The organism is Mycobacterium shigaense, assembly GCF_002356315.1.
Classification (GTDB): domain Bacteria; phylum Actinomycetota; class Actinomycetes; order Mycobacteriales; family Mycobacteriaceae; genus Mycobacterium; species Mycobacterium shigaense.
Genome location: NZ_AP018164.1, coordinates 4,169,124 through 4,185,542, shown reverse-complemented (window position 1 = coordinate 4,185,542; position 16,419 = coordinate 4,169,124). Strand labels below are relative to the sequence as shown.

The window sequence follows — 16,419 nt, the reverse complement described above, 5'->3', positions numbered from 1 at the left end:
TGGGGATGCGCAACATATGGAAGTGGGTCGGGCTGGCCGGGGTCGCGGGCGTGGTCGCCGGCGGCGCGCTGGTGGTGCGCGATCAGCGCAAGCGGCAGGCCTACACACCCGACGAGATACGGGCCCGGCTGCATCAGCGATTGGCCGAATCCAATGGACACGTCGCTCAGTCGGGGTCGGCCGAATCCTCCTGAGGGGCGGTGTCGACCGCATACAACCGATAGCTACCGGAGAACCCCTTCAATTCGACGTCGTGGCCGTCGTCGAAACCGATATCTTCAGAATCCGGACTGTCCCGCAGCGCATCTCGAACCGGCTCGCTCACCAGCACCTGGCCGCCGACCGCTTCGGCGGCCACGCGCGCCGCCATCGCGACGTTACGCCCGAACAGGTCGTCACCGCGACGCACCGAGCGGCCCATGTGGATGCCGATCCGGACCCGAATCTCCTCGTGCCGCTTGCGTTTTGCGTCCTTTCGCAGCGCCTGTTGGAGGTCGATCGCACACCGCACCGCCTGCTCGGCCCGGGCGAACGCGATCATGAATCCATCGCCCTGGCTTTTGACCACATGACCCGAATAGCGTTGCACCAGGCTACCGACGAGCTTGTCGTGCGAGCTGATCAGCTTGACCCACGCGCGGTCACCGATGCGCTCGTTGAGCGCCGTCGACTCCTCGATGTCGGAGAACAGGATCACCACGCGGCCGTCGGGCGTGACGCGGGCCAGGTCGGGTCGCTCGACCTCGGCCCAGTCGGCGAGATCCTCGATACTGCTGCGGACTGCTGCGCCAAAGCCCTGTTTGCGCATCACGTTAGCGGTGTTCCACACCGTCTTGACGGCCTCGCGGCCGCCGGATATCAGCCAGTTGCGGGTGTCGGCGCGCTGTCTTAACTCCTCGGCCTCCTCGCGGCTACGGGCAAGCAACCTCCACAACACACCGAGCGCGCCGGCCTCGATCACGGCGATCCCCGCCAGCACGTACACCGCGATGTGCAGCACGTCACCCACGCCTCGCATCCTTGCAAAGCCCATGCGGGCTTCCGGTTGTCGGCCCCCTGAGCAGTGTCTAGGGTTGAGTGCGAACACCCCCGGGTAGTGAATCTCCAGTGCTCCGATGAGGTGACTTTTGGGAGGTTTCGGTCTTGGCCGACGACGGTGGTAGTTCGTCGAATTTGCTGGTGATCTTCGGTATTACCGGCGACCTCGCGCGCAAGATGACGTTTCGGTCCTTGTACCGCCTCGAGCGCCGGAAACTGTTGGGCTGCCCGATTCTGGGGGTCGCCAGTGACGACATCGACGTCGACGAATTGATCAAGCGGGCGCGCAAAGCAATCAAGGATGCGGGCGAGGAGATCGACGACGAGGTCTTCGACCGGCTGGCGGGTCGGCTGGACTACGTGCACGGCGATGTCACCGACGGTGAGCTCTACCACCGGCTGGCCGAGATGATCGACGGCGACTACCGCCCGTTGTACTACCTGGAGATGCCGCCCGCGCTGTTCGCGCCCATCGTCGAGAACCTCGCGCGCGAGGGGCTGGTGCAGCGCGCCCGCGTTGCGGTGGAAAAGCCGTTCGGCCATGACCTGAACTCCGCCTGCGAACTCAACGAGCGGTTGCATGCGGTGCTGGCCGAAGACCAGATCCTGCGGGTCGACCATTTCCTCGGCAAGCAGCCCGTAGTGGAGCTCGAATGCCTCCGGTTCGCCAATCAGGCGTTGGCCGCGCTGTGGGATCGTCACAGTGTTTCCGAAATCCACATCACCATGGCCGAGGATTTCGGGGTGGAGGACCGCGGCAGGTTCTACGACAAGGTCGGCACCGTGCGCGACGTGGTGCAGAACCACCTGCTGCAGGTGCTGGCCATGGTCGCGATGGAACCACCCGTCGGCGACAGCGCCGATGACCTCAACGACAAGAAATCCGAGGTGTTCCGCGCGATTCCGCCGCTGGATCCTGACCGGTGCGTCCGGGGCCAGTACCGCGGGTACACCGCCGTCGACGGGGTGGCGAAGGATTCGCAGACCGAGACGTTCATCGCGCTGCGAACCGGGATCGACAATTGGCGCTGGTCCGGGGTGCCGATCTTCCTGCGGGCCGGCAAGTCCCTCCCGGAGAAGGTCACCGAGGTCCGGCTGTTCCTGCACCGCGTACCGCAGCTGGCCTTCCTGCCGCATCGCCGGGTCGCCGAGCCCAATCAGATCGTGCTGCGCATCGACCCCGATCCGGGCATGCGGTTGCAGTTGGCCGGCCAGGTCGACGGCAACTGGCACGACGTACACCTGGACTCGTTGTTCGCCCAGGACTTCGGCGAACCGGAGACCCCGTACGAACTGCTGTTCCACGCCGCCTTGACCGGCGATCGGGGGCTGTTCGCCCGGCAGGACAGCATCGAAGAGACGTGGCGCATCGTCCAGCCGCTGCTGGACAAGCCGAGCGAAGTCCACCAGTACGAGCCCGGGTCGTGGGGGCCTGACGCCGCGCAGTCACTGGTACGCGGTCACCGCAAATGGCAAGACCCGTGGTTCCCTCCACAAACTCAACCGGGACAGTAAGGAGACGACAGATATGCAGCTAGGAATGATCGGCCTCGGTCGAATGGGCGCCAACATCGCGCGGCGGGTGGCCGACAACGGGCACGAAACCGTTGTGTACGACCACAATTCGGACGCTGTCAAGGCGATGGCCGACGAGCCGAATACGACCGGCGTGTACTCCCTCGACGAGCTGAAAGAGAAGATGACCGCGCCGCGAGTGGTGTGGGTCATGGTCCCTGCCGGCACCATCACGCAGTCGGTCATCGAGGCGCTGGCCGACACGCTGGAGTCAGGCGACATCGTGATCGATGGCGGTAACTCCTACTACCGCGACGACCTCAAACACTCAAAGCTGCTGTCCGAGAAAGGGATTCACCTGATCGACTGCGGCACCAGCGGTGGTGTGTGGGGCCGCGAGCGCGGTTACTGCCTGATGATCGGCGGCGACGACTACGCGTTCAAGCACGCCGAGCCGCTGTTCAAGACCATCGCTCCCGGTGTGGACGCCGCGCCGCGCACCCCGGGCCGCGAAGGTGAAGTAGCCCAGGCCGAGAAGGGCTACCTGCACTGCGGGCCATCCGGGGCCGGGCACTTCGTGAAGATGGTGCACAACGGCATCGAGTACGGCATGATGGCATCGCTCGCCGAGGGCCTGAACATCCTGCGCAACGCCGACATCGGCAAGCGCGTCGAGGCGGGCGACGCCGAGACCGCGCCGTTGGCCAACCCGGAGTGCTATCAATACGAATTCGACATCGAGGACGTCGCCGAACTGTGGCGCCGCGGTAGCGTCGTCGGCTCGTGGCTGCTCGACCTGACCGCGATCGCCCTGCACGAGTCGCCCACGCTGTCGGAGTTTTCCGGACGCGTCTCCGACTCGGGCGAGGGCCGGTGGACCGCCATCGCCGCGATCGACGAAGGCGTTCCCGCGCCGGTGCTCACGACCGCGCTGCAGTCCCGGTTCGCCTCGCGCAGCCTCGACGACTTCGCCAACAAGGCGCTGTCGGCAATGCGCAAGCAGTTCGGCGGCCACGCCGAAAAGCCGGGGGTGGGCGGCTAACTAGCCGGTCAGCCGCCGCACGAACGTCACCACGGCGTCGCTGAAGGCGTCGTTGTCGTCGCCGGCCGCGGTGTGTCCGGCGTTGGAGAGTTCGACGAACTCCGCGCGCGGGACCGTCGCCAGGAAATGCCGCACGCCCTCGGGGCTCACCACGTCGGAGAGCTTGCCGCGGATCAGCAGGATCGGGATCTTCAGATCCGTGGCGGCCTCTTCGAAGTGTTCGGTGCGCAGTTCCGGATCATCGCCGGGGGCGGTCATGAATGCCGGGTCCCAGTGCCAGTACCACCGCCCGTCCCGCAGGCGCAGGTTCTTCTTCAGCCCCTCGGGGCTGCGGGGCTTGCTGCGGTGCGGCAGATAGGCCGCGACGGCGTCGGCCGCCTCCTCGAGCGAGCCGAAACCGTTGAGGTTGGTCAGCATGAAGTCGCGAATGCGCGCGCTGCCGTTCTTCTCGTAGCGCGGCACCACGTCGACCAGCACCAGCCCGGTCACCTTCTCCGGACCGGCGCTGTCGGCGACCAGGATGCCGGTGAGCCCGCCCATGCTGGCACCGATCAGCACCACCGGGCCGCCGATCGCCTCGAGCACGTGCAGCACGTCGGCCGTCAGCGTCTCGATCGCGTAATCGGCACCCGGCGCGCGGTCGCTGTCGCCGTGCCCCCGGCTGTCCAGCGCGACGACGTGGTAGCCGCTGTCGGCCAGGATCTGGCCGGTGTTCTTCCAGGAATGCCGGTTTTGGCCACCGCCGTGCAGCATCAGGATCGACGGGCGTCTGTCGGCACCGGCGTCGCGGTTCCATTCGTCGGCGACCAGGGTGATCCCGTCGACGCCGGCGAAGTGAACGGTCTCGGAACTGCTGCTAACCGTGCTCATCGAACTGACGTTACATAGCCTCGCCATGAGATCTCGTGCACGGCGGGGTCTAACTGCGTGAGACCGATCAGAATCCTCGATTAGAAGGAGTCGCTCATGCCCTCGATCACGCCCACGCTGTGGTTCGACCACAACCTCGAGGACGCCGTCACGTTCTACGCCGCGGTGTTCCCGAATTCGCGGATCGAGGATCTCAATGGAGTCACCGACGCCGGAACCGGCGAACCGGGTGACGTCCTGTCCGGCACCTTCGTCCTCGACGGTTGAAGGACCGCTTCGGGCTCAGCTGGCAGATCGTTCCCAAGCGGCTGTACGACTTGGTCAGTCATCCGGATCCCGCCCGCGCGACGCCGGCGACCAAGGCGATGTACGGCATGCGCAAGATCGTCATCGCCGAACTCGAGCGGGCGGCCGCGGGGCCGGCGTGAACCCGGCGCCGGCTGGACTCGCCGCTCGGCGGGGCGCATCCTGGTTCCAGGTGGCTGCGGGGCGAGAGGAGAAACCAATGGCCCCAGCTCATCTGAGGGGTCTGGTCGGTTCCTGTGCGCTGACGGTCGTGCTCTGGCCTCCGCCAGCCGCCCACGCCGAGGCTGCGTCGTGGAATGGCGAGTATGCGATCACATTCATGGTCGGCCCGAAGTCCGGGACCAGCATGGCCGTCGGCAACGCCGAGCTGCAGCACACCGAGACATATGGGTTTCGTTCGACCTGCGCGAGCGGAAAGTGCATCGCCACGATCATCAGCGGCCCTCCGCCGAGCAACCCGACGGTTCCCCAACCGGTGCAGTTCACCTGGGACGGGACGTCCTGGACCCAGGTCAGCGATTTCCAGTGGGACTGCATGATGCCCGACACCGCGATCCAGTGGGCTCCGGCCCGGGCGACCGTGCGCTACACGCCCCAGGCCGACGGAAAACTTGCCGGCGTGATGCACACCGACATCGCGAGCGGCCCGTGCCAGGGCTGGATCGAGATGGATATGGAAGCTGCGCTGGTATGACGACGTGTATGAAACCCGTTGGCGGACTGGGCGACCCGGCTAGCCGGGCGGCGCGTGCTCGCCTGGCCGAGGGCATTCCCCGGGTACGTGAATGAATACCGTGTCGTCTTCCGTCGTCGCGGCCTGGCCACGACGGTGCGCACTCAAATAGAGCCATCCCGGCCCGATCGGTTGCTTGCAGCGGGCACATTGCGGGTCTGCGGCCATTGCACACTCCTTTGTTCGGCCCCTCGCTCGGCATTATTTTCCTCGTCTTTCCTCGCCGGTGGGCCCGAATTCACCGAGATCGCGAGGAAGCCTGGCGCCGAGGGATACGCGCCACGCAGCAGCCAACGGCGCCACCATCGCCGTGACTGCCGTTAACGACAAATCACCTTGCGGTTCAACCTATTCGAATGACAGCGCGGTAGTTCTGCGGTGTACCTTCCGGGTCTCGGTGAGCGGTGCCGAGGTAGGTGACTTCGGTCCCTATTGCCGAGGGATCCGTCGATCGAAAATTGTTGCAGACATCCATCAGCAGCACGACACCAAGGAGGACTCATGACCAATCTTCCAGTGCGCCAGCACACTCGCCCGTGGCTGCCGGAGTGGTCGGACCTGTGGACCGGCTTTCCGGGGATCGCAGCGCTGCGTCATGGCAACCTGATCCGGCTCGAGGACGAGGTGCAGGACGGTCATTACCTGTTGCGCGCCGAACTGCCCGGCATCGATCCGGCCAAGGACGTCGACATCACCGTGCGTGACGGCGAGTTGACGATCAAGGCCGAGCGCACCGAAAAGAAGCAGACCAACGGCCGATCGGAATTCGCCTACGGCTCGTTCACTCGTTCGATAAGTTTGCCGACCGGCGCCGATGAAGACGACATCAATGCCAGCTACGAGAAGGGCATCCTGACCGTGGACGTCTCCGTTCCCGAACAGAAAGCCACGACTCCCACGGAAAAGCACATCACGGTAAAGGCCGCCGGTTAAGCCTGATTTCACCCATCGACCCTCCGTGGCCGGATCTCTGTCACCGACGGTGTGGCGTCGGCGCGGGGTAACCAGTAAGAAAGGATTAGGCATGGCTCAAACCACCGAATCACGTTCCGCGACTTCCCGTTCGGGTGATCTACTCGACGAGATTCACGAATCGGCCAAGCTGGGCCAGCACGCTGCGGCCGAGGCCCTGCGGAAGTTCCGTCAGGCTGTCGATGAGGCAATTCCCGAGTCGGTCCAACCGCTGCGCACAAAGATCGTCGACGCCGCGATCGAGTTGGCCGACAGGCTCGTCGCCGCTCAATATCAGTTCAACCAGAAGCTGGTCCGGACTGCAGACCGGGCGTTGAGCAAGTCTGACGGTCAGGAGTAAGGCAGTAGCCGACTGTGGTCGTGACGTAAGCAACCGGCTGTGCCTTGGATCGATCGCGATCCGACACGGCCGGTTGACGTTCTGCCCAGCGGGACTCGGACTCTTATCAGCCAGCTCACTCGTGGCCGCGGTCACCACCGTAGGACATGGCGCGGCTGAATAGCGTTCCCCACTGTTGGTCAGCCGCCGCAATGGCCGCATCGTCACGGTCGCGGCTCTCGTCGTTTTGAGCGACGGCCACGAGTGCATTGGCCAACTCCAATGGCGCCACACCGTGCCGTTTGGCCGTCTCGACGATATCGATGAACGCCTCGTCGAGGGTGCAGTGACGGAGGGCAACTAGCACGCCTTCGGCGGCGCCCAGACTGCGCTGTCCGGTGCGACGAGGGTCTTGGCGGTGCTGGGTATCTGCCCTCGGCTGCACGGTGCGCTCCCTTGCTCTCCGGTGCGGGGACGAGGATCCTTTGACGTGATCCTTCGACGTCATCTTTTGGCACTGGGCTCTCGACCGGTAGGGGCTGAAGTCCCCTCTGCGCCAGTAGTTTGCCGATGACGTCCCCGACAGGGCGGCCGCGGCAGGACGCGCCGAGCGCGACCAAACACGGCGAGGCGTGGTTCCGGCCAGGTACCCGCACGCGTTAGGTTGGTCCGTGTGACGGAGCCACGTTGGATCGACGTGCCGGGACCGCCGGCTGATCTGAAGGCGCTGACCTGGGGTGATCCGAACGGCCCGATCGCAGTGTGTCTGCACGGCTTCCCCGATACCGCCTACGGGTGGCGCAAGGTGGCCCCGCTGCTCGCGGCGTCGGGCTGGCGGGTGATCGCGCCGTTTAACCGCGGGTACGCGCCGTCGGCGATTCCGGACGACGGCAGTTATCACGTCGGCGCGATGATGGAAGACGCCCTGCGGGTGCGCGCGGCCGCGGGCGGCACCGACCGCGACGTCGTGGTCGGCCACGATTGGGGCGCGCTGACCGCGACGGGGCTGGCTGCGATGCCCGACAGCCCGTTCACCAAGGCCGTGATCATGTCGGTGCCGGTCTCCGCGGCGTTCCGGGGTCACGTGACCGAGCGTGGTCGGCTGATCCGTCAACTGCCGCGTCAGCTGCTGCGCAGCTGGTACATGTTCTATTTCCAGCTGCCGTTCCTGCCGGAGCGATCCGCCCCCTGGGTGCTGCCGCTGCTGTGGCGGCGGTGGTCGCCGGGGTATCGCGGCGCCGAGGAGGACCTGCGCCACGTCGACGCCGCCATCGGAACACCGGAGAGCTGGCGCGCGGCCTTGGGGACCTACCGCGCCACGCTGCGCAACACCCGGCCGCCGCAGCGCTACGCCGAGTTGAACCAGCGCTGGACCGAGGCACCCATCCTGCCGACCCTGTATCTACACGGTCTCGAGGACGGTTGCATGACACCGGCTTTCGCGCACTGGACGGAAAAGGTGCTGCCGCCCGGCAGCGACGTCACCATCGTCGATCACGCCGGTCATTTCCTGCAGCTGGAACAGCCGGAGAAGGTCGCCGAGCGGATACTGGCCTTCATCGGTCCAGCCACCTGACGCCCGTGACGGCACACCGGATGGCGGCCGTCGATGCGCAGTTCTATTGGATGTCGGCCAAAGTCCGCAACGACGACTTCATGCTCTACGCGTTCGACGGCGAGGCGGCCGACCTCGAGCGCACGATGGCCGACCTGCGGCGTCGCGCCTCCGAGAGCCCCGATCTGGCGGTACGGGTCCGCGACGGCGCGGCGTTGACGTATCCGCAATGGGTGCCGGCGGAGGTCGGGCCGGATTGGGTGGTGCACCGCGACGCGGCCGACGCCGGCTGGGACGGCTGCCTGTCGGCGGTGGCCGGCCTGGCCGAAAACCAGTTGGACATGCGCGAGATGCCTTGGCGGATACACATATTTGCGCCGGTACTCGGTATTCCCGGTGCGAGGGGGCCGGGGACGGTCGCGGTCATGCAGGTCCCGCATGCACTGGCCGACGGCGTCCGGGCCTCGGAATTGGCGGCCTGGCTGTTCGGGCGGCCGGTCCCGGTGCCCGAGGTGCGACGGCCCCCGAAGGGCTTCTTGCCCTGGCGTGCGTTCGACGCGGCCCGCACCCATCGGTTGCTGGTTCGCGACACGCGCGCGGGGCGGCTCGCGCCGGGGGTGGGGTACCGGCCGCCCCTGTCCACCAACGCCCGCCCGGACGGCGCGCGATCGTTGCGCATGCTGGTGCGGCATCGCTCGCAGCTGCAGGGTCCCACGGTCACCGTCGCGGCGCTGTCCGCGGTCTCCGCGGCGCTGTCGGCCGTGTTCGGCGGGGCGGCAGATTCGCTGGGGGCGGAAGTTCCGATGACGAAACCCGGTGTAAGGCAAGCACATAATCACTTCGGTAATGTCGTCGTCGGGCTGTATCCGCGGCTGGACCGGACCGCGAGAATGCAGCAAATCGCCGCGGACCTGAGCAACGGCCGGCGTCGCTTCGAGCATCCGGCCGTCCGCTCGGCCGACCGGGCCTTCGCCGCGATGCCCGCGCCGCTGCTGCGTTGGGGCGTCTCGCTGTTCGACCCCGATGTCCGGCCCGTGCAGGTGCTGGGCAACACCGTGGTGTCCAGCGTCAACCGCGGGCCCGCCGATCTGGAATTCGGGGGAGCGCCGGTGATACTGGCGACGGCGTGCCCGACGCTGGGTCCCGCGATGAGCCTGACGCACGGGGTGCACGGCATCGGTGAGATCATCGCCGTCAGCGTTCATGCCGCCGAGTCCGCGGTCCAGGACGTCGACGCCTACGTCGCGCGCCTTGACGCCGCGCTCTAGGACCCGTACGCCTTCGCAGCAGAACCTAGTGCGCGTCGCCGGATCTGGCGGCTTCCTCGCGGGTCAAACCGGCGGCCCCGATCAGCTCCTCGTGCAGTTCGAACCACACCGTGTGATAGGAGTCGATCAGCGGCCGGGTCAGCCAGGTGGTGTCGCCGGCCTCGAGGTTGTCCAGTGCCGCAACCAACTTGACCGAATATGCGCTCAGTCGCGGCAATTGCGTCGCGGCTCGGCGAATGATCGGCACCACCCGCGCGTGTACGTCGGCGAGCCGAGCCAGCACTGCCGCGTCGTATTCCGCGTCGTCGTGCGCGTTCGGCTCGCGGTTCTTGAGCTGCCAGTCGGTAACCAGGGCTTTGAATTCGGTGTTGACGGCCCGGAACTCGTCGTAGACGGCCTCGACCGCCGTCCCGTCGATGTGCTCGCGTTCGGCCGCAAGCAGCTCGCTGAGTCGGGTGCGGCCCTGCGCAGACAGCCGAAGCATCTTATTTTCGACCAGGAAGCCGGCCCGGGCCGCCGCCGTGACCGCCTCGGTGACCGCGGCGGGGTCCTCGCCGACGGTGGCTGCGAGCTGGCCAGGATCGATGCGGCCTTTGAGGCGAACTGCCTGAAGGACTTTCAGCTCGATCATCACCGAATCCTTCCGAGCCTCCAGAACGCGATGGGCGGTACGACGACGTGCACACGATGACATCCGTCGCCTGCTGTGGGACGAAAGCCCCTATCTCAGTGCGGGACAAACACGCACAGTTTATGTCGGCGATGGTACGTCACAGAGCGGGATAACCTGCCCGACCGTCGGCGATAGGGGTAGACACGTGCGGACTTCGGTCACCATCGACCCCCGTTTGCACGATGCCGTGGTCTTCGACCTGGGGTTGCTCGCGGCTGCGGCTTCCGTATGGGAATCGACGGTTGCCCTTGCGCGCAGGCTGGCCGAAGCCGCGGTGCCGGTCGCGGCCTATTCGTCCAGCCGCGACTGCGCGGACGTGCTGCGGGCGGTCGGGGCCGCCGACGTGTTCGTCGCCTGTGTCGACGGCGCGGCAGCGGAAGCGGCCCGTCGGCTCGGCGCGGCGCCGGAGCGGTCCGTCGTCGTCGAGGTCTGCGGGGCCGCGGCGCATTCGGTCGGCGACGACGGTTTCGCCCTGGTGATCGCGGTCGACAACGCGGGCCAGGCTGACGAGCAGCGGCAGTCTCGCGCCGACGTGGTGTTGGCCGACCTTGCCGGTGTCGCCGTCCGCAACGGCGACAGGCGCATGACATCGTTGCCGAACGCCCTTGATTCCTATGGGCAGCTGATCGGGGCGGTGCTCCCGGCCGGCCGGCAGCCGTTGGTGTGCTTGGACTTCGACGGCACGTTGTCGGACATCGTCGCCGATCCCGACGCGGCCCAGCTGGTCGAGGGCGCGGCCGCGGCTCTGCAGAGTCTCGCCGCGCTGTGCCCGGTCGCGATCTTGAGCGGTCGAGACCTCGCGGACCTTCGGCAGCGCGTCGGCTTACCGGGAATCTGGTACGCCGGCAGCCACGGCTTCGAACTGACCGGCCCTGACGGCAGCTACCACCACAACGACGCGGCGCTGGCCGCGGTGCCGGCGTTGGAAAAGGCAACGGCCGAACTCCGCGAGGAGCTGCAGGGTGTGTCCGGCGCACGGGTCGAGCACAAGCGTTTCGGCGTCGCCGTCCACTACCGCAACGCCGACCCCCGGTTCGTCGGCCACATCGTTGCCGCTACGCATCGACGGGGCCGCCAATATGGGCTACGGGTGACGAGCGGCCGCAAGGTCGTCGAGCTTCGGCCGGATATCGACTGGGACAAAGGCGCGGCGCTGGTCTGGATCCAGGACCAGATACCCCACACCGGCCGCGCGCTGCCGTTCTACATCGGCGACGACCTCACCGACGAGGACGCGTTCGACGCGATCCGATTCGGTGGCGTCGGGGTGGTGGTGCGCAACGACGAAGACGGCGGCCGCCCGACGGCGGCCCGGTTCACGCTGAGCAGCCCCCGCGAGGTATGCGAATTCCTGCGCCGGGGAGCCGGCCTGCTGACCTATCGGCGGGAGACCTCCGACGAGGCGTGGCTGCTGTCGTTCGAGGGCTACGATCCGCCCAGCGAGAAGCTCCGCGAAGCATTGTGCACCGTCGGCAACGGCTACTTCGCCACCAGGGGAGCGGCGCCCGAATCCGCCGCCGGCAAGGTTCATTACCCCGGCACCTATGCCGGTGGTGTCTACAACCGCCTCGAAGACGTCGTGGCCGGCCACCAGATGGGCCACGAAAGCCTGGTGAACCTGCCCAACTGGCTTTCGCTGACATTCCGCATCGACGGGGAAGACTGGTTCGACGTCGACGCCGTCACGTTGTTGTCCTATCGGCAGACCTTCGATCTGCGTGCTGCGGTGCTGACCCGGGAGCTTCGCTTCCGCGACGCCGCGGGACGCACGACCGCGGTGACCCAACGCAGGTTCGTGGCCATGCACATGGCCCACATCGGAGCTCTCGAGACCACGATCACCGCCGAGGATTGGTCGGGGACGATCGAGATCCGGTCGACCGTGGACGGTAACGTGCGCAATTCAGGGGTGGAGCGCTACCGCGAGTTGAGCAGCAATCACCTCGAGGCGCTGAAAAAAGTCGAGTTGTCCGAGAATTCGGTCCTGTTGACCGTGCAGACCAGGCAATCGCAGATTCCGATCGCGGTCGGGTCGCGAACCATGCTGTGGCACAACGAGGTCCCTGTCGCGGCGACGTATCGAGTGTTCGAGGGCGATTTCGAGATCGGCCACGACATCTGCACTGAATTGACCCTCGGTGCCTCGGTGTCGGTGGAGAAGGTCGTCACGATTGTCACCGGTCGCGACGTCGCGACCTCGGAGCCGGCCGCCGGGGCGCGGCGCAGGCTCGGCCGCCAGGGGCGCTTCGCCGAGATACTCGAGGCGCACACCGTCACCTGGGCGCACCTGTGGGAACGGCTGTCCTTCGAGTTCGACGACCACACAGACGAATTGCGCATCCTGCGTCTGCATCTGCTTCATCTCCTGCAGACGGTCTCCTACAACAGCGAAGACCTCGACGTCGGGGTTCCCGCGCGCGGGTTGCATGGCGAGGCGTACCGCGGCCATGTGTTCTGGGACGAGGTTTTCATTTTTCGGGTGCTCAACCTGCGGCTGCCGACGGTCACCCGGGCGTTGCTGCGCTACCGCTACCGGCGGCTCCTGGAGGCTCGCCGTGCGGCCAAGCTGGCCGGCTACGCCGGAGCGATGTTTCCGTGGCAGTCGGGAAGCGACGGGCGCGAGGAAAGCCCGGAGTTGCATCTCAATCCGCGGTCGGGCCGGTGGAATCCCGATCCCAGCCACCTGGCCCACCACATCGGCATCGCGGTCGCCTACAACGTCTGGCAGTTCTACCAGGCGACCGCAGACCTCGCCTACCTGATCGATTACGGCGCCGAGTTGTTGGTGGAGATCGCCCGATTTTGGGTGAGCAGAACGACTTACGACGAAAAGAGCGACCGCTACGGCATCTACGGCGTGATCGGGCCCGATGAGTTTCATTCGGGGTATCCCAACCGGCCGTACGAGGGCGTCGACAACAACGCTTACACGAATGTGATGGCGGTGTGGGTGATCCTGCGTGCGCTCGACGCGCTCGAGTTGGTGCCCCTGCCGAATCGGCTCGACATCCGCGAGACGCTGAACCTCACCGATGCGGAGCTGGCGCACTGGCATCATGTCAGCCGGCGGATGTTCGTTCCCTTCCACGACGGCGTGATAAGCCAGTTCGAAGGGTACGAAGACCTCGACGAACTCGATTGGCCCCGATATCGCCGGCGCTACGGCAACATGCAACGGCTGGACCGCATCCTCGAAGCCGAAAATGACGACGTCAACAGGTACAAGGCCTCGAAGCAGGCCGACGTCCTCATGCTGCTGTACCTGCTCTCGGCAGATGCATTGGAGGAGTTGCTCAACCGTCTCGGTTACGACTTCCCGCGCAAGCAGATCCCGATCATGGTCGACTACTACCTCGCCCGCACGTCGCACGGTTCGACGCTCAGTGGCGTCGTGCATTCGTGGGTGCTCGCCAGAGCCAATCGTGATCGGGCGATGGAGTTCTTCCACGAAGTGCTCAAGTCCGATGTCGCCGATATCCAGGGTGGCACCACATCCGAAGGCGTTCACCTCGCCGCGATGGCCGGCAGTGTCGACCTCGTGCAGCGGTGCTTCACCGGCCTCGAGATACGGGAGAATCGCCTCGTGTTCGCCCCGAACTGGCCCGATTCGCTTGGTGGACTAGGTTTTCCGCTTCATTACCGCGGACACCATCTGCACGTGCGGGTCAGCGGAAAGGGTGTCGAGATCAGCGCCGAACCCCGAGACGTTCCGCCGGTGATCATCGAATGTCGCGGCCGGGTCGAAGAGCTCGCGCCGGGGTCGCTATTGCGATTCCCCGAGCCTCCTCCGGGTGAGCCGGCCCCGGCGATCGAGCAGTCGGCGCCCGGGTCAGCCGGCTAGCGCCTCGGCCCGCAGGCGCGCCGCGATCAGCATGGTGACCAGCGGGTGCGCCGAAACGACATCGGTCAGCCCCGCGTTCAGCGCCGTCCGCACACCGGTCTCGGAGTTGTCGTCGAGCACCGGATAGTCCCCGGTCGCGTGCGCGAACAACGGACTGAAGGTGCGCGCGATCGCGCCGAACTCTGCCAGGTCGGGGGAGTCTTCCTCCGACCACGCCGTCAGGCGCAGGATGCCTTCGCGGACTTCGCCTTCGGTGCCGTCGATGGTCACCTGTCTGCCGGCGAGCATGCGTGCGACCCCGGTGCCGCAACCGACGACGGACGGCTTGTGTAATTCGCGGGACGCGACGGCCGCATGACTGGTCGCACCGCCGATGTCGGTGACGATGCCGCGCGCGGCAATCATGCCGTGGATGTCGTCGGGACTGGTGGCCGCGCGCACCAAGATGACATCGCGGCCGTCCTCGGCCGCATCGATCGCCTCGTCGACGTCGTCGTAGGCCATGCCGGACACCACCCCGGGGCAGGCGGGCAGGCCCTTGGCCAAAAGTGGTGCAGCAAGCCTGGTCTCGGGTTGCAACGATGGTTGCAACAGCATCTCGACCTGCCCGGGATCTACCCGGCAGAGCGCCTCGGAGTCGGTGATCAGGTTTTCGTCGCGCAGCGCCAGGGCCAGCCGCACCGCGGCCTGCGCCGACCGCTCGGCCACCCGGGTCTGCAACAACCACAGCTTGCCCTGCTCGACGGTGAACTCGATGTCCTGGACATCTTTGGCGATGCGTTCGAGAGTGCCTGCAGCGCTGAGCAACTGGTCGTATATTTCCGGCTGCTCTGCGCGCAGCGCCGATACCGGCTGCACGTGGGAAGTGCCCGAAACAATGTCTTCGCCCTGGCCGCCGGGCAGCCACTCGCCGAACGGCTCGTCGGCGCCGGTCATGGGGTTGCGGGAAAACAGAACGCCGGTACCGGATCCCGAGTCCATATTGCCGAAAACCATCGCCTGCACCACCACCGCGGTCCCGCCGGCCGCGCCGAGTCCGTGGTGGGTCCGGTAGGCGATGGCCCGGGCGGAATACCACGACCGGAAGACCGCCCCGATCGCGCCGCTCAATTGCGCGAAGGGGTCCTCGGGCACTGTGCCGTTCTCGTCGCCGAGCACGACGGATCGGTAACTGCGGTCGAAGCGTTGCCGGGTGTCACCGGCGAACTCGGCACCGTGCAGCGCGACCAGAGCCGACTGGACGGCATCGTCGATGCCCAAATTCAACACGGTGTCCAGCATCCCGGGCATCGGCACCGCTGCGCCGCTGCGGACGCTCACCAAAAGCGGCCGCGGTCCGGATCCGAACGTGCGTGCTGTCTCGGACTCCAGCCAGCGCAGCTTCGACCGCACCTCGTCGCGGATGAGTTCAATGGTGGCGTCGGGCTTGTCGAAGTAGCGCGCGCACACCTCGGTGGTGATGCAAAACGCCGGCGGCACCGGCAAGCCCTCGCGGCGCATGGCGTTGATGCCGTATCCCTTGTTGCCGAGGATGTCTCGCGGCGGCGTCGCGGTACCGTCGAGCAACACGACGGATGGGTGCCGAAAGGGCGCCGATCCGGTCATTGCCGCTGACTCCTTTCCGCCGGCCCACCAGGTGCACACTCATCGTTTCACGGCGCGATATCCGGGCCGTCGATGTCCCACGTCGCGGCCGGTGCAGCCGCGTCAGGCAACCGCTGCTGTTATCTGCGCCACTGCGATGATCTAGGTTTGCACGTATGACTCCCTACGCGTCTTATCAGGATGTCGGGTTACTGGTTCTGCGGCTGGTGTTGGGCGTGACGTTGGCTGCGCATGGCTACAACAAATTCTTCGGCGGAGGTCGCATACCGGGCACCGCGCGCTGGTTCGAGAGCATCGGCATGAAGCCGGGGAAGTTCCACGCCACCGTGGCGGCCACCACCGAACTCGCCGCCGGGCTGGGCCTGGCGGTCGGGTTGCTCACCCCCATTCCGGCGGCGGGCTTCGTGTCGTTGATGTTGGTCGCGGCCTGGACGGTGCATCGCCACAACGGCTTCTTCATCGTCAAGGAGGGCTGGGAGTACAACCTGGTCCTCGCGATTGCCGCGATCGCGGTCGCCACCCTGGGGCCCGGCAGATTCAGCCTGGACTGGGCGATCTTCGGCGTCAACAACCCGCTGATGGGCTGGAACGGCCTGGCCATCTCCGTGGTGCTCGGCCTCGCCGGCGCCGTCGGCCAGCTTCTGATCTTCTATCGGCCGCCGGCCCAGCAAGCGAGCTAGTG

The 16,419-nt window shown here is 66.5% G+C and carries 15 protein-coding genes and 1 pseudogene; 11 read left to right on the top strand and 5 right to left on the bottom strand.

The window, feature by feature from the left end; all coding sequences use genetic code 11:
• The first annotated feature begins 5 nt into the window (after positions 1–5).
• Positions 6–194 carry a hypothetical protein gene (locus MSG_RS19420; protein WP_096442141.1) on the top strand — a complete coding sequence of 63 codons (189 nt, stop codon included), beginning with the start codon at positions 6–8 and terminating at the stop codon, positions 192–194.
• Here MSG_RS19420 and MSG_RS19415 read toward each other — a convergent pair.
• Positions 167–1,018, bottom strand: a complete 852-nt coding sequence (locus MSG_RS19415) for an adenylate/guanylate cyclase domain-containing protein (RefSeq protein ID WP_096442139.1) — start codon at positions 1,016–1,018, stop codon at positions 167–169. The two genes, MSG_RS19420 and MSG_RS19415, sit on opposite strands and share 28 nt — an antisense overlap.
• 125 nt (positions 1,019–1,143) lie before the next feature.
• On the opposite strand from MSG_RS19415, the gene MSG_RS19410 reads away from it, so the two are divergent.
• Positions 1,144–2,553: a glucose-6-phosphate dehydrogenase gene (locus MSG_RS19410; RefSeq protein WP_096442137.1), complete on the top strand. Its 1,410-nt coding sequence runs from the start codon at positions 1,144–1,146 to the stop codon at positions 2,551–2,553.
• 13 nt (positions 2,554–2,566) lie between these two features.
• A complete protein-coding gene (gene gnd / locus MSG_RS19405) occupies positions 2,567–3,595 on the top strand; it encodes a phosphogluconate dehydrogenase (NAD(+)-dependent, decarboxylating) (protein WP_096442135.1) in 1,029 nt (342 codons plus the stop codon).
• Here the strand turns inward: gnd and MSG_RS19400 are convergent, their stop codons facing one another.
• Positions 3,596–4,465, bottom strand: a complete 870-nt coding sequence (locus MSG_RS19400) for an alpha/beta fold hydrolase (RefSeq protein ID WP_096442133.1) — start codon at positions 4,463–4,465, stop codon at positions 3,596–3,598.
• 96 nt (positions 4,466–4,561) lie between these two features.
• Here MSG_RS19400 and MSG_RS19395 point away from each other — a divergent pair.
• The 4 genes and pseudogenes from MSG_RS19395 (at position 4,562) to MSG_RS19380 (ending at position 6,816) form a co-directional block, all read left to right on the top strand.
• Positions 4,562–4,893 (top strand): annotated as a pseudogene (locus MSG_RS19395) (VOC family protein).
• Between the two features lie 77 nt (positions 4,894–4,970).
• Entirely contained in the window at positions 4,971–5,465 is a 495-nt protein-coding gene (locus MSG_RS19390) for an Rv2253 family sensor-like surface protein (RefSeq protein ID WP_096442131.1), read from the top strand.
• A 540-nt stretch (positions 5,466–6,005) separates the two neighbouring features.
• Positions 6,006–6,437 (top strand): Hsp20/alpha crystallin family protein, encoded by a 432-nt coding sequence (locus tag MSG_RS19385; RefSeq protein ID WP_096442129.1) that lies wholly within the window; start codon positions 6,006–6,008, stop codon positions 6,435–6,437.
• Between the two features lie 91 nt (positions 6,438–6,528).
• Complete coding sequence (locus MSG_RS19380; RefSeq protein ID WP_096442127.1) at positions 6,529–6,816, top strand: hypothetical protein; 288 nt, start codon at positions 6,529–6,531, stop codon at positions 6,814–6,816.
• 115 nt (positions 6,817–6,931) lie between these two features.
• Here MSG_RS19380 and MSG_RS19375 read toward each other — a convergent pair whose 3' ends face one another.
• Complete coding sequence (locus tag MSG_RS19375; RefSeq protein WP_096444677.1) at positions 6,932–7,240, bottom strand: ANTAR domain-containing protein; 309 nt, start codon at positions 7,238–7,240, stop codon at positions 6,932–6,934.
• Positions 7,241–7,468: 228 nt separating this feature from the next.
• Between MSG_RS19375 and MSG_RS19370 the strand changes: the two genes are divergently transcribed.
• Both MSG_RS19370 and MSG_RS19365 read left to right on the top strand, forming a co-directional pair.
• Positions 7,469–8,371, top strand: a complete 903-nt coding sequence (locus tag MSG_RS19370) for an alpha/beta fold hydrolase (protein ID WP_096442125.1) — start codon at positions 7,469–7,471, stop codon at positions 8,369–8,371.
• Between the two features lie 5 nt (positions 8,372–8,376).
• On the top strand, positions 8,377–9,618 hold the full coding sequence (locus tag MSG_RS19365) for a WS/DGAT domain-containing protein (RefSeq protein WP_096442123.1): 1,242 nt from the start codon (positions 8,377–8,379) through the stop codon (positions 9,616–9,618).
• Positions 9,619–9,643: 25 nt separating this feature from the next.
• Here the strand turns inward: MSG_RS19365 and MSG_RS19360 are convergent, their stop codons facing one another.
• Complete coding sequence (locus MSG_RS19360; RefSeq protein ID WP_096442121.1) at positions 9,644–10,249, bottom strand: MarR family transcriptional regulator; 606 nt, start codon at positions 10,247–10,249, stop codon at positions 9,644–9,646.
• A gap of 187 nt (positions 10,250–10,436) precedes the next feature.
• Between MSG_RS19360 and otsB the strand changes: the two genes are divergently transcribed.
• On the top strand, positions 10,437–14,132 hold the full coding sequence (gene otsB / locus MSG_RS19355) for a trehalose-phosphatase (protein WP_096442120.1): 3,696 nt from the start codon (positions 10,437–10,439) through the stop codon (positions 14,130–14,132).
• Here otsB and MSG_RS19350 read toward each other — a convergent pair.
• A complete protein-coding gene (locus MSG_RS19350; protein ID WP_096444676.1) occupies positions 14,121–15,737 on the bottom strand; it encodes a pyruvate, phosphate dikinase in 1,617 nt (538 codons plus the stop codon). The two genes, otsB and MSG_RS19350, sit on opposite strands and share 12 nt — an antisense overlap.
• Positions 15,738–15,892: 155 nt before the next feature.
• Between MSG_RS19350 and MSG_RS19345 the strand changes: the two genes are divergently transcribed.
• Complete coding sequence (locus MSG_RS19345) at positions 15,893–16,417, top strand: DoxX family protein (protein WP_096442118.1); 525 nt, start codon at positions 15,893–15,895, stop codon at positions 16,415–16,417.
• The last annotated feature ends 2 nt before the right edge of the window (positions 16,418–16,419 follow it).